The 18,736-nt window shown below is 75.5% G+C and carries 17 protein-coding genes; 8 read left to right on the forward strand and 9 right to left on the reverse strand.

Annotation, left to right across the window (positions count from 1 at the left end; genetic code table 11):
* Positions 1-73: 73 nt before the first annotated feature.
* Positions 74-817, reverse strand: a complete 744-nt coding sequence (locus tag OKX07_RS09030) for an energy-coupling factor ABC transporter ATP-binding protein (RefSeq protein ID WP_265631502.1) — start codon at positions 815-817, stop codon at positions 74-76.
* A 5-nt stretch (positions 818-822) separates the two neighbouring features.
* Positions 823-1,509, reverse strand: a complete 687-nt coding sequence (locus tag OKX07_RS09035; RefSeq protein WP_265631503.1) for a biotin transporter BioY — start codon at positions 1,507-1,509, stop codon at positions 823-825.
* Positions 1,510-1,720: 211 nt separating this feature from the next.
* On the opposite strand from OKX07_RS09035, the gene OKX07_RS09040 reads away from it, so the two are divergent.
* Positions 1,721-3,319, forward strand: coding sequence for an ABC-F family ATP-binding cassette domain-containing protein (locus OKX07_RS09040; protein ID WP_265631505.1), 1,599 nt, complete (start codon positions 1,721-1,723; stop codon positions 3,317-3,319).
* A 52-nt stretch (positions 3,320-3,371) separates the two neighbouring features.
* Here the strand turns inward: OKX07_RS09040 and OKX07_RS09045 are convergent, their stop codons facing one another.
* The 3 genes from OKX07_RS09045 to OKX07_RS09055 are packed head-to-tail and all read right to left on the reverse strand — an operon-like array spanning position 3,372 to position 4,854.
* On the reverse strand, positions 3,372-4,277 hold the full coding sequence (locus tag OKX07_RS09045; protein ID WP_265631506.1) for an SURF1 family protein: 906 nt from the start codon (positions 4,275-4,277) through the stop codon (positions 3,372-3,374).
* Positions 4,274-4,522: a hypothetical protein gene (locus tag OKX07_RS09050; RefSeq protein ID WP_265631507.1), complete on the reverse strand. Its 249-nt coding sequence runs from the start codon at positions 4,520-4,522 to the stop codon at positions 4,274-4,276. Before OKX07_RS09050 ends, OKX07_RS09045 begins: the two co-directional genes overlap by 4 nt.
* On the reverse strand, positions 4,519-4,854 hold the full coding sequence (locus OKX07_RS09055) for a DUF3099 domain-containing protein (protein ID WP_265631508.1): 336 nt from the start codon (positions 4,852-4,854) through the stop codon (positions 4,519-4,521). Before OKX07_RS09055 ends, OKX07_RS09050 begins: the two co-directional genes overlap by 4 nt.
* A gap of 144 nt (positions 4,855-4,998) precedes the next feature.
* Between OKX07_RS09055 and fabG the strand changes: the two genes are divergently transcribed.
* The 3 genes from fabG (at position 4,999) to OKX07_RS09070 (ending at position 7,185) form a co-directional block, all read left to right on the forward strand.
* On the forward strand, positions 4,999-5,754 hold the full coding sequence (fabG, locus tag OKX07_RS09060) for a 3-oxoacyl-ACP reductase FabG (RefSeq protein ID WP_265631509.1): 756 nt from the start codon (positions 4,999-5,001) through the stop codon (positions 5,752-5,754).
* Positions 5,755-5,816: 62 nt separating this feature from the next.
* Positions 5,817-6,584, forward strand: a complete 768-nt coding sequence (gene fabI / locus OKX07_RS09065) for an enoyl-ACP reductase FabI (RefSeq protein ID WP_265631511.1) — start codon at positions 5,817-5,819, stop codon at positions 6,582-6,584.
* 79 nt (positions 6,585-6,663) lie between these two features.
* Positions 6,664-7,185 (forward strand): SixA phosphatase family protein, encoded by a 522-nt coding sequence (locus OKX07_RS09070; RefSeq protein ID WP_265631513.1) that lies wholly within the window; start codon positions 6,664-6,666, stop codon positions 7,183-7,185.
* Between the two features lie 7 nt (positions 7,186-7,192).
* Here OKX07_RS09070 and serB read toward each other — a convergent pair whose 3' ends face one another.
* Positions 7,193-7,843, reverse strand: a complete 651-nt coding sequence (gene serB / locus OKX07_RS09075) for a phosphoserine phosphatase SerB (protein WP_322746840.1) — start codon at positions 7,841-7,843, stop codon at positions 7,193-7,195.
* Between the two features lie 74 nt (positions 7,844-7,917).
* Complete coding sequence (locus OKX07_RS09080) at positions 7,918-9,159, reverse strand: glucose-1-phosphate adenylyltransferase (RefSeq protein WP_265631514.1); 1,242 nt, start codon at positions 9,157-9,159, stop codon at positions 7,918-7,920.
* Between the two features lie 108 nt (positions 9,160-9,267).
* Between OKX07_RS09080 and glgA the strand changes: the two genes are divergently transcribed.
* Complete coding sequence (glgA, locus tag OKX07_RS09085) at positions 9,268-10,494, forward strand: glycogen synthase (protein WP_265631516.1); 1,227 nt, start codon at positions 9,268-9,270, stop codon at positions 10,492-10,494.
* A 19-nt stretch (positions 10,495-10,513) separates the two neighbouring features.
* Here glgA and OKX07_RS09090 read toward each other — a convergent pair whose 3' ends face one another.
* Both OKX07_RS09090 and OKX07_RS09095 read right to left on the reverse strand, forming a co-directional pair.
* Positions 10,514-11,272 carry a hypothetical protein gene (locus OKX07_RS09090; RefSeq protein ID WP_265631517.1) on the reverse strand — a complete coding sequence of 253 codons (759 nt, stop codon included), beginning with the start codon at positions 11,270-11,272 and terminating at the stop codon, positions 10,514-10,516.
* A 212-nt stretch (positions 11,273-11,484) separates the two neighbouring features.
* Positions 11,485-13,962, reverse strand: coding sequence for a DNA gyrase/topoisomerase IV subunit A (locus OKX07_RS09095; protein ID WP_265631519.1), 2,478 nt, complete (start codon positions 13,960-13,962; stop codon positions 11,485-11,487).
* A gap of 142 nt (positions 13,963-14,104) precedes the next feature.
* On the opposite strand from OKX07_RS09095, the gene OKX07_RS09100 reads away from it, so the two are divergent.
* The 3 genes from OKX07_RS09100 to OKX07_RS09110 all read left to right on the forward strand — a co-directional run bounded on the left by OKX07_RS09100 (position 14,105) and on the right by OKX07_RS09110 (position 18,710).
* The gene (locus OKX07_RS09100) at positions 14,105-16,885 is read left to right on the forward strand and encodes a GNAT family N-acetyltransferase (RefSeq protein WP_265631520.1); all 2,781 of its coding nucleotides are present in this window, start codon (positions 14,105-14,107) and stop codon (positions 16,883-16,885) included.
* A 77-nt stretch (positions 16,886-16,962) separates the two neighbouring features.
* Positions 16,963-17,535 carry a DUF5998 family protein gene (locus tag OKX07_RS09105; RefSeq protein WP_265631521.1) on the forward strand — a complete coding sequence of 191 codons (573 nt, stop codon included), beginning with the start codon at positions 16,963-16,965 and terminating at the stop codon, positions 17,533-17,535.
* Positions 17,532-18,710, forward strand: coding sequence for an alkaline phosphatase family protein (locus OKX07_RS09110; RefSeq protein WP_265631522.1), 1,179 nt, complete (start codon positions 17,532-17,534; stop codon positions 18,708-18,710). The genes OKX07_RS09105 and OKX07_RS09110 overlap by 4 nt, the downstream gene beginning before the upstream one ends.
* Positions 18,711-18,736: the final 26 nt, after the last annotated feature.

The following is an 18,736-nucleotide window of genomic DNA, read 5'->3' on the forward strand; positions in this document are numbered from 1 at the left end:
GGGTTGGTGCAGGCCGAGGGGACCCGCCCAGGGCGCGCGGAGCGGACGCCCCGCGGTCACGGCAGGCCCACGGTCACGGCACGCCGGCGGGGGAGGAGCCCGGCACCGGCGTGGCTGCCATGAGGGCCCGGTAGTGCGCGAGCGCCGGTCCCGGTGCGTCGTCGGCGACGACCCGGCCGTCGTCGACCACCAGCACGCGGTCGGCGTGCGCCGCGGCGTCGAGGTCGTGCGTCACGACGACGAGCTGCTGCGGCAGCGACCCGAGCAGCGCGTCGACGTGGGTGCGCCACCGCAGGTCGAGCAGCGTCGTCGGCTCGTCGCACACCAGCACGTCGGGGTCGGTCGCCAGGACCGCCGCCAGGGCGAGCAGCTGGCGCTGGCCGCCGGACAGCGCGTGCACCGAGACGTGCGCGCGGTCGGCGAGGCCGAAGCGGTCCAGGGCGTCCAGCGCGCGCGCCTCGCGCTCGCCGACGTCGGGGACCGTCCGCCGCAGGGACAGCGCGACGTCCTCCAGCGGCGTCGGCATGACGATCTGCGCGTCCGGGTCGGTGAACACGAACCCGACGCGCCGCCGCACGGCCGTGCCGTCGCGCGCGGTGTCGAGGCCGCCGACGCGCACGTGCCCGGCCGACGGCAGCACCAGCCCGTTGAGCAGCCGCGCGAGCGTGGACTTGCCCGACCCGTTGGCCCCGACGACCGCGACGTGCCGCTCCGTCAGGCGCAGCGACACCGGTCCGAGCAGGCGCACGACGCGGTCGGGGCCACCGGCCGGGTCCGGGGACCAGGCGGTGACCTCGGCGGCGTCGAGCTCGATCACGTGCGTCAGCGCCGGTCGCGGCGCAGGTCGGGGAACGCGCGCAGCACGGCCAGCGTGACGCCCGCGGCGAGCAGGTTCTTCACGACGTCGCCGGGCCAGTAGACGACGTCGATCGCGAGGGCCTCGCGGGCGCTGACGCCCAGGCGGGCCATCAGGCCGAGGATCCCGGCCGGGTGCGTCACGAGGAACGACGACCCGAGCCCGGCCGCCACCAGGAGCGGGTACCGCCACCTCGGGCGCGCCCGCAGCGCCAGGCCGCCGAGCCACCCCGCGACCGCCGCGGCCAGCGGGAACGCGAGCAGGTAGCCCACGGACGGCTTGCCGAGCACACCGAGCCCCCCGGTCATCTCCGCGAACACCGGGACCCCGGCCAGGCCGACGACCAGGTACAGCGCGACGGCGAGGAACCCGCGCCGCGCGCCCAGCACGAGCCCGGCGACGACCACGCCGAACGTCTGCAGCGTGATCGGCACCCCCGATCCCGTGGGGATCGCGGGGACCAGCGCGCACGCGGCGACGAACGCCGCGAACGTCGCGACGAGCGCGACGTCGGTCGACGTGCGGCGTGCGGTCCGCGGCGCGGGCAGGTCGGGCACGGTGGCGTCGACGGCCGGCACGGTGCCCTCGACCGGCCCGGCGGGGCCGGCGGTCCGGGTCGTGGACGTGTGCTCGTCGGGCAGCGGCGTGGCCATGCGGGGTCTCCTGCCGGTGGGTGGGCGGTGCGCCCGACAGGCCGGGGAACGGCCGGTACGGGCGTGGTGGCCGGGCGCCCGACCGCTGGCCACGCTATCGGCTCGGTAGGATGGCAGGCGGTTGTGCGGAGCGCCAGAAGCCGAGCGGCTTTCTCGTAGGAACTCTCGCAGCACCGTCCCCCTGCACCCCACCGAACTGAGGACCCTCCCTGTGATCACCGCCTCGGGCGTCGAGCTGCGCGTCGGCGCCCGCGTCCTGCTCGAGCCGACGACGTTCCGCATCGCCTCGGGCGACCGGATCGGGCTGGTCGGCCGCAACGGCGCCGGCAAGACGACGCTGATGAGGACGCTCGCGGGGGAGACCCAGCCGACCGGCGGGACCATCTCCCGCGGCGGCGACGTGGGGTACCTGCCGCAGGACCCGGGCTCCGGCGACCTGTCGCAGCTCGCGATGAACCGTGTGCTCTCGGCGCGCGGCCTGGACGCCGTGCTGGCGTCGATGCGTGAGACCGAGGGCCTGATGGCCTCGACCGACGACGCCACGCGCGACAAGGCGATGGACCGGTACACGCGTCTCGAGGCGCGGTTCACCGCGGCCGGAGGGTACGCCGCCGAGAGCGAGGCGCACCGCATCACGGCCGCCCTCGGGCTCGACGACCGGGTCCTCGGCCAGGACCTGGGCACGCTGTCCGGCGGTCAGCGCCGCCGTGTCGAGCTCGCGCGCATCCTGTTCTCGGGTGCCGACACGCTGCTCCTCGACGAGCCCACCAACCACCTCGACGTCGACTCGATCGTGTGGCTGCGCGAGTACCTCAAGAGCTACCCCGGCGGGTTCGTCGTCATCAGCCACGACGTCGAGCTGCTGCGCGCGACCGTCAACAAGGTCTTCTACCTCGACGCGAACCGCTCGCTGCTCGACCTGTACAACCTGGGCTGGGACGCCTACCTGCAGCAGCGGGAGACCGACGAGAAGCGCCGCCGCCGCGAGCGGGCCAACGCCGAGAAGAAGGCCGCGACGCTCATGGCGCAGGCCGACAAGATGCGCGCGAAGGCCACCAAGGCGGTCGCGGCGCAGAACATGGCACGCCGTGCGGAGCGCATGCTGTCGGGCCTGGACGCGGTCCGCGCCTCGGACAAGGTCGCCCGGCTGCGGTTCCCCGACCCGGCCCCGTGCGGGCGCACGCCGCTGACCGCCGAGGGGCTGTCGAAGTCGTACGGCTCGGAGGAGGTCTTCACGGACGTCTCGCTCGCGATCGACCGGGGGAGCAAGGTCGTCGTCCTGGGCTTCAACGGTGCGGGCAAGACGACGCTGCTGCGCATGCTCGGCGGCCTGCAGGAGCCCGACACCGGTGAGGTGAAGGCGGGCCACGGCCTCAAGCTCGGGTACTACGCGCAGGAGCACGAGACGCTCGACCTGTCGCGCACGGTCCTGCAGAACCTGCGCACCGCGGCGCCGGACCTCACCGACACGCAGGTGCGGTCCGTGCTCGGGTCGTTCCTGTTCTCCGGGGACGACGCCGACAAGCCCGCGGGCGTGCTCTCGGGCGGCGAGAAGACCCGTCTCGCGCTCGCGACGCTCGTCGTGTCGAGCGCGAACGTGCTGCTCCTGGACGAGCCGACGAACAACCTCGACCCGGCGTCCCGCGAGGAGATCCTGGCGGCGCTGCGCGGCTACCAGGGCGCGGTCGTGCTGGTGAGCCACGACGAGGGCGCGGTCGCGGCGCTCGAGCCCGAGCGCGTCCTGCTGCTGCCCGACGGCGACGAGGACCTGTGGGGCCCCGACTACCTGGACCTCATCGCGCTGGCCTGAGCCTGCGCCGGTCCGGTCGGCCCGCGCCGCCTGAGCCGGCAGAGCCGCGAGGTCAGCGGCGCCCGGCGGCGACCTGCGCGTCGACCTCGGCGTCCTCGTCGAGCTCGTCGCGCCCACGCGCCCGCCGCGGCCGGGGCGGAGGTGCCGGGGCGTCGGGCGCCCCCGGGGCGGCGCCCGACCAGACCCACTCCCGGCGTGCCGACACGCTGAACGCGACCAGGCCGCCGAGCGCGAACACCCACCACTGGAATGCGTACGAGAGGTGCGAGCCCGGGTCGGTGCTCGGCACGGGCAGGGCGCCGAGCGGCTCGGCCGCCGCCGGGTCCTCGCGCAGCAGCGCACCGTACGCGGCGTACGGCGCGGCGTCGGCACCACCGGCGGCCAGCACCTGCGCGGGCGCGATGGCCTGCACCTGCCCGGCGGGAGCGTCCCGGCGGCTCGTCGCCTCCCCGGGACGCAGCCGCACGGTCACCGTCACCTCACCGGCCGGCGGCGGGGGGATCGCGACGCCCACCGAGCCGTCCGCGCCGGTGGGGACCCACCCGCGGTCGACCACGAGCGCGCGGCCGGCGGCGACGGGCGTGCCGAACGCGCCCGGCGCCGCGTCGTCGACGACCAGCGGCACGAGGACGTGGTACGAGGGCGTCCCGTCCACGGGCCGGTTGCGCAGCAGGACGGCCGCGTCGGGCAGGTAGCGGCCCCGGACCTCGACGGCGCGCCATGTGTCCGCGTCCGGCAGCGGGGCGTCGGGGTCCGCGACGACGTCCGCGAGGTCCACGGGCGCGGCCGCGAAGTTCGCCTCGACGACCGCGATCGCGGCGTCCCGGGCGACGTGCCGCTGCCACTGCCAGCGTCCGAGGAACGTGCACGTCACGGCCACGACGAGGCCGACGACCAGCAGCCCGACGGCCCGTCGGCGGGCCGCGTCACGCGCGTCGCCGGCCGGCGGCAGGCTCACGGCTCGACCCGGTCCAGGTCGTCGACCGGCACGACGTCACGCAGGAAGGCCCGCACGCGCAGGTACTCCGCGAGCGGTTCGCGGTGCTCCTCGCACGCGAGCCACACCTTGCGGCGGTCGGGGGTGTGCAGCGTCGGGTTGTTCCACAGCACGCCCCACGCGGGCTCCGCGCGGCAGCGGCGCGCGCTGCAGACGAGCTCGCCGACCGCGTCGGGGGCCGCTGCCGACGGCTCCGGGGCGCTCACCGGCCACCGCCGAGCTCGTCGTGCCGGGGTGCCGGCGGCAGCTGGCGGGCCTCGAAGAACACGCCCGGCTCGTCGCGACGCTCGCGGCCCGCGTTGGCCAGCAGGACGGCGACGTAGGGGATGACCGACGCGATCACGAGCAGCACGATCGGGATGACGACCGGCACGCGCGACCACAGGAGTCCCGCGGCCACGAAGCACACGACGCGGACGCCCATCTGCCACAGGTAGCGGCGCTGCCGGCGCGCGAGGTCGTCGGCCAGCGGTTCGGGCGCCGACGTGATGCGGTGCACCTCCGGCTCCGCGTGCTCGCCCCGACGACGTGTGCTCACCTCCCGATGGTAGGTGCCGCGCGGCGCCAGGGCCCCGCGAGGTGGCCGTTCCCACACTTTGTGGGTCTCCCACAACCCGGGACCGGCAACTCGTGCAGCCGCGCACCCCGGCGTCACCCCCGCGGTCGGCTAGCGTCGTGTCCCGTGCCTGCGACGACGCCTCCGCCCAGCCCGACGACCGAGCCGACCGCCCGCGCCCCGCGCAGCGTGCTGGTGACCGGCGCCAACCGGGGGATCGGCCGCGCGATCGCGGAGCGGTTCCTCGCCTCCGGTGACAAGGTCGCCACGATCGTGCGCTCCGGCGGCGCGCCCGACGGCGTCCTGGAGGTACGCGGCGACGTGCGGGACACCGCCTCCGTCGACGCGGCCTTCACGCAGGTCGAGGCCGAGCACGGTCCGGTCGAGGTGCTCGTCGCCAACGCCGGCGTCACGCGCGACGGCCTGCTGATGCGCATGACCGACGAGGACTTCGCCGAGGTGATCGACGTGAACCTCACCGGAGCCTTCCGCGTGGTGCGGCGCGCGAGCACGGGCATGATCCGGCTGCGCCGCGGGCGCATCGTGCTCATCTCCTCGGTCGTGGGGATGTACGGGTCGCCCGGTCAGGTCAACTACGCGTCGTCCAAGGCGGCGCTCGTCGGCATGGCCCGGTCGATCACGCGCGAGCTCGGTGGGCGCGGCATCACCGCGAACGTCGTGGCACCCGGCTTCGTCGACACCGACATGACCCGCGAGCTGCCCGAGGCCCGCCAGCAGGCGTACCTCGGCTCGATCCCGGCCGGGCGCTTCGGCCAGGTCGACGAGATCGCGGCCGCCGTGCAGTTCCTCGCGTCCGACGACGCGGCCTACGTCTCCGGCGCGGTGCTGCCCGTCGACGGCGGCCTCGGCATGGGCCACTGACCCTCCCGACCCCTCCCGCCGGTGCGCAGCGCCCCGGCCCTCCCGACCGAAAGGCACTGGCCATGGCACTGCTCGAGGGCAAGACCCTGCTCGTCACCGGCGTCCTCACCGACAGCTCGATCGCGTTCCACGTCGCCCGGCTCGCGCAGCAGGAGGGCGCCGAGGTCGTCCTCACGTCGTTCGGCCGCCAGCTGCGGCTCACTCAAGCGATCGCGCGCCGGCTGCCGAAGCCCGCGCCCGTCGTCGAGCTCGACGTCACGTCGAGCGACGACCTGGCCGCGCTCGCGGACCGCGTGCGGGAGCACACCGACCACCTCGACGGGGTCGTGCACTCGATCGGGTTCGCCCCGCAGTCCGTCATGGGCGGCAACTTCCTGGCCGGGGAGTGGGAGGACGTCGCGACGGCCGTGCACGTCAGCGCGTACTCGCTCAAGGCGCTCGCGGTCGCGTCCCAGCCGCTGCTCACCCCGGGGTCGAGCCTCGTCGGGCTGACGTTCGACGCGCGCTACGCCTGGCCGGTCTACGACTGGATGGGCGTCGCGAAGGCCGCGTTCGAGTCGACCGCGCGCTACCTGGCCCGTGACCTCGGGCCGCTGGGCATCCGCGTCAACCTCGTGTCGGCCGGGCCGATCCGCACCACCGCCGCCAAGTCGATCCCCGGGTTCGAGGCCATGGAGGGCGGCTGGCCGCAGCGGGCGCCGCTCGGCTGGGACGTCACCGACCCCGAGCCGACGGCACGCGCCGTCGCTGCGCTGCTGTCGGACTGGTTCCCCGCGACGACGGGCGAGATCGTGCACGTCGACGGCGGCGTGCACGCGATGGGGCTGTGACGCAGGACGTCGCGCACGTCACGCACGGTCGGGACGCCGGTGGTACCGCCGGCGTCCCGCGCGGTGGGACCCTGGTCGCGTGACCCTGCACCGACTCGTGCTCCTGCGGCACGCGAAGGCCGAACCGGGCGGCGTCGTCCCGGACCACGAACGTCCGCTGACGCTCCTCGGGCGCCGTCAGGCGACCGCGGTCGGCACCGCGCTGGCCGCGGCCGGCCTCGCACCGGAGCGCGTCCTGTGCTCGTCGTCGGTGCGCACGCGCCAGACCTGGGAGCTCACGCGGACGGCGCTGGCGGCCGCCGGGAGCCCCGAGGCGGCCGTCGCCGTGTCGGACGACCTGTACGACGCGTCCACGGGGGACCTGGTCGCGCTCGTCCAGGGGGTGCCGGACGACGTGGCCACCGTGCTCGTCGTCGGCCACGAGCCGACGATGTCGCACGCGGCCGCGGTGCTCGCCGGACCGGGGTCGGACGAGGCGGTGGTCGTCCGGGTCCACCTGGGGGTGCCGACGGCGTCCTGGTCCGTCCTCGAGCTCGACGGGCCGTGGTCCGGGACCGCCCCCGGTGCGCTGCGGCTCGTCCACGTCGAGCGCACCCCCTGACGCGAGGTCAGGCCGCGAAGGGCTCCAGCGCCAGCACGGCGTCCAGGCGCCCGGCGACGGCCGCGTCGGCCGCGGCGGCGACCACGGGCTTGGCGTTGAACGCGATCCCCGTGGCGGCCGCGGCCAGCATGTCGAGGTCGTTCGCCCCGTCGCCGATCGCGACGGTGCGTGTCATCGGCAGACCCAGCTCGGCCGCCCAGGCGGTCAGGGTCGCGGCCTTCGCGGCCCGGTCGACCACGGGGCCGTCGACGCGTCCGGTCAGGCGCCCGTCGCGCACCTCCAGCCGGTTCGCGTGCACACGCGTGATCCCCAGCCGGGCGGCGAGCGGCCGTGCCACCTCGACGAAGCCCCCCGAGACGAGACCGACGGGCCAGCCCCGGCTCGCCAGCTCCGCGACGAGCTCGACGGCGCCCGGCGTCAGCTCCACCTCGGCGAGGACCTCGTCGAAGACGCTCACCGGCAGGCCCGCGAGAGTCGCGACCCGCTCCCGCAGCGACTGCGCGAAGTCGATCTCACCGCGCATCGCACGCTCCGTGATGTCCGCGACCAGCGGGCGCGAGCCGGCGTGCGCCGCGAGCATCTCGACGACCTCGCCGGTGATGAGCGTGGAGTCGATGTCCATCACGACGAGGCGGGTCAGGTCGGTCCGGGTGTCCACGCCCGCAGGCTAGCGGGCACCGGGAGCGGCGGGCGCCCGGCGTCCGCATGACGGGTCCGGGCGCACCGCCGTCCTCAGTCCGTGATGACCGTGCCCTTGGGGACGACCGTGATGCCGCTGTCGGTGACCGTGAACCCGCGCGCACGGTCGTGCTCGTGGTCCAGGCCGACGCGCGCGCGCTCGGGGACGATGACGTTCTTGTCGAGGATCGCGTGGTGGATCTGGGCGTACCGCTCGACCTGGACGCCGTCCATCAGCACCGAGTCCGTCACCTGCGCCCAGGAGTGCAGGCGGATGCCGGGCGACAGGATGGACCCCGACACGGTCGCACCGGACACGACGACCCCGGGGGAGACGATCGAGTCGGCCGCGTGCCCCAGGCGCCCGGCGCCCGCGTGGACGAACTTGGCCGGCGGCAGACCGGTGTACCCGGTGTGCAGCGGCCAGTCGTCGTTGTAGAGGTTGAACACGGGCTCGATCGAGATGAGGTCCTGGTTCGCGTCGTAGTAGGAGTCGAGCGTCCCCACGTCGCGCCAGTAGTCGCGGTCGCGGTCGGCCGAGCCGGGCACGTCGTTGTGGATGAAGTCGTACACGCCCGCGGTCCCGCGCTCCACGAACCACGGGACGATGTCGCCGCCCATGTCGTGCCGCGAGTTCACGTCCTCGGCGTCGACCGTCACGGCGTTGACCAGCGCGTCCGCATTGGCCACGTAGTTGCCCATCGACGCGAGGATCTCCAGCGGGGAACCCGGCACCGGCGTGGGGTCCGACGGCTTCTCGCGGAACGCCGCGATGCGCGTCGGGTCGCCCGGCACGGTCTCGATGACGCCGAACTGGTCGGACATGTCGATCGGCTGGCGGATCCCGGCGACGGTCAGCTCGGCACCCGACGCGATGTGCGCGTCGACCATCTGCGAGAAGTCCATGCGGTACACGTGGTCGGCGCCGACCACGACCACGATGTCGGGGCGCTCGTCGTCGATGATGTTGAGGCACTGGTAGATCGCGTCGGCGCTGCCCAGGTACCAGTGCTTGCCCACGCGCTGCTGCGCGGGCACGGCGGCGACGTAGTTGCCCAGCAGGGCCGACATCCGCCACGTCTTGGAGACGTGCCGGTCCAGCGAGTGGGACTTGTACTGGGTCAGCACGATGACGTGCAGGTAGTGCGAGTTGATGACGTTCGACAGGGCGAAGTCGACGAGCCGGTAGATGCCGCCGAAGGGCACCGCGGGCTTGGCGCGGTGCGCGGTGAGCGGCATCAGACGTTTGCCCTCCCCCCCGGCGAGGACGATGGCGAGGACACGCGGCGCTGGCATGGCACCCAACTTAGGCCCGTGGAGGGCTCGCGGCGAGGCACACGCGTGTCCGAGCGCTAGCGTGTCGTCGGACGACCGGCGACGGGCCGGTCACGACTGGAGGCACCGGTGCGCGTCGACCTGCTGACCCGCGAGTACCCCCCGCACGTGTACGGGGGCGCGGGCGTCCACGTCGAGGGCCTGACGGCCGTGCTGCGCGAGCTCATCGACGTGCGCGTCCACTGCTTCGACGAGCCCGTCCCCGAGCCCGGCACGCACGGGTACACGGTGCCCGAGGGCCTGACCGGTGCGAACGCGGCCCTGGCGACGATGGGGGTCGACCTCGCGATGGTCGACGGCATCGGGCGGGACGCGGGCGACGGCGGCACCGACCTCGTGCACTCGCACACCTGGTACGCCAACCTCGCGGGGCACCTGGCCGGGCTGCTGTACGACGTGCCGCACGTGCTGACCGCGCACAGCCTTGAGCCGCTGCGGCCGTGGAAGGCCGAGCAGCTCGGCGGCGGGTACGCGCTGTCGTCGTGGGTCGAGCGCACCGCGTACGAGTCGGCGGCCGCGGTGATCGCCGTCAGCGGCGGGATGCGCGCCGACATCTTGCGGTCGTACCCCGCCGTCGACCCCGCCCGCGTGCACGTCGTGCACAACGGCATCGACCTCGACGGCTGGCGGCGTCCGACGTCCGACGAGGGCCTCGCGCGCGCCCGCGCCGTCGTGCAGGACCTCGGCATCGACCCCGACCGCCCGTCAGTCGTGTTCGTCGGGCGGATCACCCGCCAGAAGGGCCTGCCCTACCTGCTGCGGGCCGTCGAGACCATGCCCACGGACGTGCAGGTCGTGCTGTGCGCCGGCGCACCCGACACCCCGGAGATCCTCGCCGAGGTGAACGCGCTGGTCGCGGACCTGCGCACCCGCCGCTCCGGGATCGTCTGGATCGACCGCATGCTGCCGCGCGACGAGCTGGTCGCGGTGCTCGCGCACGGCACCGTCTTCGCGTGCCCGTCGGTCTACGAGCCGCTCGGCATCGTCAACCTCGAGGCCATGGCCGTGGGCCTGCCCGTCGTGGGCACCGCCACCGGCGGCATCCCTGAGGTCGTCGACGACGGCTTCACGGGGGTGCTCGTGCCCATCGACCAGGTCCAGGACGGCACCGGGACGCCCGTCGACCCCGACCGGTTCGTGGCCGACCTCGGGGCCGCGCTGAGCGACGCCGTGGCGGACACCGAGCGCGCCGCGCGGTGGGGCGTCGCCTCCCGGCGCCGGGTCGAGGACCACTTCTCGTGGCAGGCGATCGGGGAGCGCACGCTCGAGGTCTACCGGGGCGTCCTCGGCGCCTGACGGCGTCGGCGGCCCCGCCTCACCCCCGCGTCAGGTACGTCGCGGCGGCCGCCATCGCGCGGCGCGCGACGCGGTCGACCTCGCGCAGCGCCGTCGCGCGCTGGTCGGCCTGCCACGTGTTGATCGCCCCGCCGTCGTCCTGCGTCGCGAGCGCGACGATGCCGCGCAGCCGGGCGGCGCTCGACAGGACGCGCAGCCGCTGACCCTCGACCCCGCGCGGCAGCCGGCGCTCGGGCAGCGCACCGTCGCGCACGTCGGCGATCTCGTCCGCGGCGTCGGGCCGCCACCGGTCGACGCCCAGGGACACCAGCGCCTCGGTCGCGGTCAGCAGACCCCGGCGCAGGTCCCGCTCGGCGTCCTCGAGCGTCCCGATCTGCGCCCACACGGCCGTCCGCCAGTCCGGGACCGGGACGGCGCGCCACGTCACCAGGTGCCCCGGCTCGTAGGCCGAGCCGAAGCGTTCGACGTGCGGCACGGCGGCGACGGTGCGGGTGCCGGCCCGCAGCAGCACGCACTCGCCCGACAGGACCGCGTCGTGCGACACCGCGGGCGGTGCGGCGACCGGCTCACCGGGGACGGGCAGGACCACCGCGACCTCGTCGACCGGGCCGCCCAGCCACGTCAGCCAGTCGCGCAGGGTCAGCGTCTCGCCGTCGGCGTCGACCCCGTGCGGCTCGTCGTCGGCCTGCACCGCGGGCACGACGAGGTCCGGCTCGCCGGACGCGGTGAGCCACAGTGCGAGCAGGACGGACCGGGGCAGGTCGAGGGCGGCAGCCACGGCTCCACGGTAGGCGCTCGCGGACGCCGGTCACCGCGGACCCGCTGACCCGCTGACCCGCTGACCCGCTGACCCGCTGACAGGGGTGCCCCGGTCCGCGAGCAGCGCCGCCGGCCCGCCGAACCGCGACTTCGGCGGCCCCTGAGCCCTGATGAGCCGCCGAACTCGCGGTTCGCGGGTGCTGGATTGCTCTCTCGCGCAGGGGGAGGGGGTCAGCCGATCGCGTGCACCGGTGCCGGCAGCGGCACGCCCGAGCCGTCGCGGCGGTCGTCGACGCCGGGCAGGTCGACCGGCTGGCCGCCCGAGCCCGTCGCACGCACCGGCGCCGGACCGACGTGCGCGAGGATCAGCGCGTCCTCGCCCTTGAGGAACCGGTGCGAGCGCACCCCGCCCGTGGCGCGCCCCTTGCCGGGGTACGTCGCGAACGGCGTGACCTTCGCCGAGCCGGTCTGCGTACCGGGCAGCGCCGCGGACGACCCGGACACGGTCACGACGACCGCGTCGTCGTCGGGCCGCACGACGCCGAACCCGACGACCCGCGCGCCCGGCGCCAGCTTGATGCCGGCCATGCCGCCGGCTGCCCGGCCCTGCGGACGCACCTGGGAGCCGGGGAAGTGCAGCAGCGAGGCGTCGGACGACACGAGGACGAGCTCGTCGTCGTCGCCGGCCGGTGCGGCCCCGACGACCTGGTCGCCGTCGCGCAGCCCGATCACCTCCCACGTGTCGCGGTTCGCCGGTACGTCGCCCGGCGTGACGCGCTTGACGACACCCTGCGCGGTCGCCAGCGCGAGCGGGGGAGCGTCCTCGCCCAGCGGCACGAGCGCGAGCACCTGCTCACCGTTCTCGAGCGTGACCGCCTCGCCCACGGGCAGCCCGCCCGACAGCGACGGCGGGCCGTCCGTCGGCGGCAGCGCGGGCAGCTCGAGGACCGAGAGCCGCACGACGCGCCCGAGCGACGTCAGCGCACCGACGTCGGCCCGCGCGGTCGTCGCGACCGCCGAGGCGACCACGTCGTGCCGGCTGCGGACGCGTCCGTCGCCGCGCGCCGGCGGCGCCTCCTCGGCCGTGCGCGCCACCAGCCCCGTCGCCGACAGCAGCGCCCAGCACGGCGTGTCCGCGATCTCCAGGGGTGCGGCGCCCCGGGTCGGCGCCGGTGCGCCCGCCGCGCCGGCCAGGCTCGTGCCGCCGGCGTGCTCCAGCAGCACCGTGCGCCGGGGGGTGCCGTACGTCGCCGCGACCTGCGCCATCTCGTCCGACGTCACGGTCCGCAGCAGGGCGTCGTCCGCGAGGATCGCCTGCAGCCGCGCGATCTCGTCGATCAGCTCGTCGCGCTCGCGCTCCAGCTCGATGCGCGAGAACCGCGTCAGGCGCCGCAGCCGCAGCTCGAGGATGTACTCGGCCTGCGGCTCGGACAGGTCGAAGACGGTCCGCAGGCGTGCGCGTGCCGCGTCGGCGTCGTCCGACGCCCGGATGACCTGGATGACCTCGTCGATGTCGAGGATCGCGATGAGCAGGCCCTCGACCAGGTGCAGCCGCTCCTGGCGCTTCGACAGCCGGTACGTCGTGCGGCGGCGCACCACCTCGAGCCGGTGCTCGACCCACACCCGCAGCAGCTCGACCAGGCCCAGCGTGCGCGGCTGCCCCTCGACGAGCGCGACGTTGTTGATGGAGAACGAGTCCTCCAGCGGCGTGTGCCGGTAGAGCTGCTCGAGGACCGCCTCGGGGTGGAACCCCGTCTTGACCTCGATGACGAGGCGCAGCCCGTGCGCGCGGTCGGTGAGGTCGACCGCGTCGGCGATGCCGGAGAGCTTCTTGGACTGCACGCCCTCCTTGATCTTCTCGATGACCTTCTCCGGGCCGACCGTGTACGGCAGCTCGGTGATGACGATGCCCTTGCGGCGCGGCGTGACGTTCTCGATCCGCGCCGTCGCGCGCGTGCGGAACGCGCCGCGCCCGGTGCGGTACGCGTCGCGCACGCCGTCCAGCCCGACGATCTTGCCGCCCGTCGGCAGGTCGGGGCCGGGGACGAACCGCATGAGGTCCTCGAGCGTCGCACCCGGGTGCTTCACGAGGTGGCGCGCGGCCGCGACGACCTCGACCAGGTTGTGCGGCGCCATGTTGGTCGCCATGCCCACCGCGATGCCCGTCGCGCCGTTGACCAGGAGGTTCGGGATCGCGGCGGGCAGCACGGACGGCTGCTGGAGCTTGTTGTCGTAGTTGGGGACGAAGTCGACGACGTCCTCGTCCAGACCCTGCGTCATCGCGACCGCGGCCGGCGCCATGCGGGCCTCGGTGTAGCGCGACGCGGCCGGGCCGTCGTCGAGCGAGCCGAAGTTACCGTGCCCGTCGACCAGCGGCAGCCGCAGCGAGAACGGCTGCGCCAGCCGCACCATCGCGTCGTAGATCGCGCTGTCGCCGTGCGGGTGCAGCTTGCCCATGACCTCGCCGACGACGCGCGCCGACTTCACGTACGGCCGCTCGGGCCGCAGGCCCATGTCGGCCATCTGGTAGACGATGCGTCGCTGCACGGGCTTGAGGCCGTCCCGCGCGTCGGGGAGGGCGCGCGAGTAGATCACCGAGTACGCGTACTCGAGGAACGACCCCTCCATCTCCGTCGTGACGTCGACGTCGACGATCCGCTCGACGAGGTCCTCGGGCGGCAGGTCGGGGCTCGCGGGGCGACGCGCCATGGGCTGATGTGCTCCTCGGTGCAGCGTGGATCGGGGTCGTCGGGGTCGTCGGGGTCGTCAGGGGCACGGCGGTCACCGCGCGGCGACCATTGTCCCCGCGTGCGCGCCGTCCTGCGTGCAGCCGCGCCGCTAGCCTGGCGGCATGGCCGACGTCGTCCCCGCTGACGGGCACCCCGGCCCGGCGTCCGCGCCGGGGTCCGGCGCCGCACCCTACCCGGCGGGCTGGGAGGCGGACGTCGTCCTGTCCGACGGCACGACGACGCGCCTGCGCCCCATCCGTCCCGACGACGCGGACGCGTTGCAGGCGTTCCACGTCGGCCAGTCCGAGCGCTCGACGTACCTGCGGTTCTTCGCCTCGATGGAGCGGCTGTCGGACCGGGACCTGGAGCGCCTCGTCGGCGTCGACCACCTCACCCGCGTCGCGCTCGTCGCGGTCACCGGGGCGGCGGAGGTCGGCACCCCCGAGCGGATCATCGGCGTCGCGCGCTACGACCTGGTCGAGCCGGAGACGGCGGAGGTGGCGTTCAACATCGCGGACGCCCACCAGGGCATGGGCCTGGCGTCGGTGCTGCTCGAGCACCTGGCCGCGGCCGCGCGCGAGCGGGGCGTGCGGCGCTTCGTCGCCGAGGTGCTCCCGCAGAACGGCCGCATGCTGGCGGTCTTCAAGGACGCGGGATACGAGGTGCGGCAGCGCACCGAGGACGGCGTCGTCCAGGTGAGGTTCGACATCGACCCGACGGACCGGTCGCTGGCCGTGGCCGCCGACCGCGAGCACCGGGCCGAGGCGCGGTCGATGCGGGCGCTGCTGACCGCGCGCTCGGTCGTCGTCGTCGGACCGGGGTCCGCCGGCGGCGACGACCTCACCGCGCGCCAGGCCGAGCGCGTCGTCGCGGGGCTCGTGCCCGGCGCGCGCGAGGGCCGCCTCACGGTGCACACCGTGGGCGTGGGGGACGGTGCGGGCCTCGACGCGGACGGCATCCACCACCACCTGCGGATCGACGACGTGCCCGGTCCCGTCGAGCTCGCGGTCGTCGCGCTGCCGGCCACGCTCGTGCTCGACGCCGCACGTCGCCTGGGTGCGCTCGGCGTCCGCGGCCTGGTCCTGCTGTCCGGCGGGTTCGCCGAGGCGGGCCCCGAGGGGCTCGCGCGGCAGCGGCTGCTCCTCGGTGTCGCGCACGGCGCGGGCATGCGCGTCGTCGGCCCGTCGTCGTTCGGGCTCCTGGCGACCCACGACGGCACGACGCTCGACGCCTCGCTCACGGACCTGCCGCCGCGTCCCGGCCGCGTCGGCCTGTTCTGCCAGTCGGCGCCGCTCGCGGTCACCCTGCTCGCCGCCGTCGAGCGGCGCGGGCTCGGCCTGGCGCAGCTCGTGTCCGCCGGGCACCGCGCCGACGTGTCGGGCAACGACCTCATGCAGTTCTGGGGTGAGGACGACGACACGGACGTCGTCGCGCTCTACCTGGAGTCGATCGGCAACCCCCGCAAGTTCTCCCGCGTCGCGCGCCGGCTCGCCGCCCACAAGCCGGTGGTCGTCGTCACGGCCGGGCGCTCGGGGCACGTCGTGCCGCCCGGGCACGCCGTGCGGCCCACGCGCGCGCCGCGGCGCACCCTGGAGGAGGTGCTGCGCCAGTCCGGTGTCGTCCGCGTCGAGAACGTGCACCAGATGCTCGACGTCGTGCAGGTGCTCGCGCACCAGCCGCTGCCCGCCGGCCGGCGCACCGCGGTCCTCGCCAGCTCGTCCGGCGTGGCGGCGCTGGTCGCGGAGGCCGCCGCCGCGGCGGGGCTCGTCATGACCGACCGCGTCGAGCTGCTCGCCGAGGACGCACCCCCCGACGAGGTGGGCGGAGCCGTCGAGCGCGTCTACACCGACCCCGACGTCGACGTGGTCGTCGTCGTGCGGATCCCCACGCTCGGCGGCGGCGACCCGCACCTGGCGCGCCTGGTCGCGCAGGCCGCCGCCCGCACCGGGCGCACCACGGTCGCCTGCATGACCGACCTGCACGGGGTGACGGCCGACCTCGCCGCGACGGACGGGGAGGGCCGAGCACGCACCGTGCCCGCGTACACGGCACCCGAGGACGCCGCGCTCGCCCTGGGCCACGCCGCGCGGTACGCCGCCTGGCGGGCCGCCGACCGCGGCCTGCCGGTCCACCCCGAGGGTGTCGACGTGCGCGCCGCGGCCAGGCTCGTCGCGCGGCTGCTCGCCACGTCGGGCGCGACCGACGGGGCCCCGGTCACGCTCGACCCGGACCAGGTCGCCGAGCTCCTCGCGGCCGTCGGCGTCCACGTGTGGCCCGCGCTGCGGGTGCACGACGCCGACGCGGCCGTCGCCGCGGCGCAGACCCTCGGCTGGCCCGTCGCCGTCAAGACGACCGTGCCCGCGCTGCGGCACCGCGCCGACCTGGGCGGGGTGCGCCTCGACGTGGCCGACGAGGCGGAGCTGCGCGCCGACGTCGCGGGTGTGCTCGCGCTCGCGGCGGGCCACGACCCCGGACCGGACGTGCCGCCGCTCGAGGTCCAGGCGATGGCGCCGCACGGGGTGGCGTGCGTCCTGCGCTCGGTCGAGGACCCGCTCTTCGGTCCCGTCATCAGCTTCGGCGTCGCGGGCGACGCGGCGGACCTGCTCGGTGACGTCGCGTACGGCGTCCCGCCGCTGACGGACGTCGACGTCGCGGACCTCGTCCGCACGCCCCGGGCCGCGCCGCGCCTGTTCGGCTACCGGGGCCTGCCCGCGCTGGACGTGGCGGCGCTCGAGGACCTCGTGGCGCGCGTGTCCGTCCTCGCCGACGCCCTGCCGGACGTGCGGTCGCTCGAGCTGAACCCGGTCGTGGTGTCGCCGCACGGCCTGGCGGTGCTCGGGGCGTACGCGTCCGTCGCGCCGGCGGACCGCGCCGACGCCGCGCGCCGCCTGGCGCGGCCGTGACACGGTCGGTGCCCGCCACCGGGCGTGCTGTCCACAGGCGTGCCGGGGTCCCGTCACCGGGATGGGAAGATGGTCCGGTGCCCGCACTCTCCACCACGCTGCGCGACGACCTGCACCGGGCCGGCTACTACCCCGAGCTCGTGGGCGAGGTCCTCGAGCTCGCCCTGGCCGGCGAGGAGGACGTCGCCCACCTCGTCCACCCCGAGACCACGTTCGACGGGACCGAGGTGCGGCGGCACGTGACCGTGCTCACGCTGACCGCGACCCGGCTCGTCGTGGCCCACGTCGACGACCACCCCGCCGACTCCGAGCACCCCTCCGCCAGCGCCCAGGCGACGACCGAGGCGGTCCCGCTGGGCGAGCTGCGCTCGGTCGCCTTCACGCACGTCATGCCGGACCCGCAGCAGCACCGCGCGGGCGACGGCGCCGCCGAGCTCACGCTCGCGATCGGGTGGGGGGCCGTCTCGCGTGTCGACCTCGAGCCCGCGACGTGCGGGGACCCCCAGTGCGACGCCGACCACGGGATGTCGGGGTCGATCACGCCCGACGACGTCGTGGTCCGGGTCAGCGCGGCGGCCGAGGGACGCGAGGCCGTGCTCGCGGCCATGCGGTTCGGCCGCACCCTGTCGGCGGCGACGACGCGGCGGTGAGCACCCGCACGCGCACCGGCACCGCGGCGCCCGCCCCGCAGCCCGAGGCGATCGTGACGCCGGGCAGCGGCGCGCGGTCCCTCGCGCACGTGCTGCCCGCGGTGGCGGACGTCCTGGGCGCCGACGTGCCCGGCGGGCCCGACGCCCGGACCCTGCTCGGTCTGCCGACAGCCACCCGCGTGTGCGTGGTGCTCGTCGACGGCCTCGGCCACCTCAACCTCACCGAGCGTGGCGGCCACGCCCCGTTCCTGCGCTCGCTGCTCGCGTCGTCGCAGGTGCTCACCAGCACGTTCCCGTCGACGACGGCGACCGCGGTCGCCGCGTTCGGGACCGGCCTGGGCCCCGGGGCGACCGGCATGCTCGGCTACACGGTCCGCGTGCCCGCCACGGGACGCCTCGGCAACCTCGTCTCCTGGACGGACATGCCGCCGGCGACGCAGTGGCAGCCGCACCCCACGGTCTTCGAGCGGCTGGTCGGGGCCGGCGTCCCGGTCACGAGCGTCGGCCCGGCCCGCTTCCACGGGTCCGGCCTGACCGGTGCCGCGCTGCGCGGCGCCGCGTACGCGGCGGCGGAGTCGCTGACCGACCGCGTGGACACCGTGCTGCGCGTGCTGCGCGCTCCCGGGCTGGCCTACCTGTACTGGCACGACGTCGACAAGACCGGCCACCACCACGGCTGGGGGTCCTGGCAGTGGGGCGAGGCGCTCGCCGAGCTGGACGGCGAGCTGGCGCGCCTCGCGCGCTCGCTGCCGCGCGACACGCTGCTCGTCGTCACGGCGGACCACGGCATGGTCGACGTCGACCCCTCCCGTCGTCGCGACGTCGCGACCGATCCCGTCCTGGGCGCGCAGGTCGCGACGACCGGGGGCGAGCCCCGCGCGCTGCACCTGCACGTCGCCCCCGGGGCCGACGCGACCGTCGTCGCGGACCGGTGGCGCGCCGAGCTGGGCGACGACGCGCTCGTCCGCACGCGCGACGAGGCCGTCGACGCCGGCTGGTTCGGACCCGTCGAGGCCCGCGTCCGGCCCGTCGTGGGGGACGTCGTCGTGGCGATGACGGGCGCGGCCACGGTCGTGGACTCACGCACGCAGACGCCCGCGTCGATCGCCCTGCGCGGCGTGCACGGGTCGCTGACGGCGCGCGAGATGCTGGTGCCGCTGCTGGTGCACCGATGAGCCGGTGCCCGGTGCGGGGGAGGTGC

The sequence above is a fragment of the Cellulomonas sp. S1-8 genome (assembly GCF_026184235.1).
Lineage (GTDB): Bacteria > Actinomycetota > Actinomycetes > Actinomycetales > Cellulomonadaceae > Cellulomonas.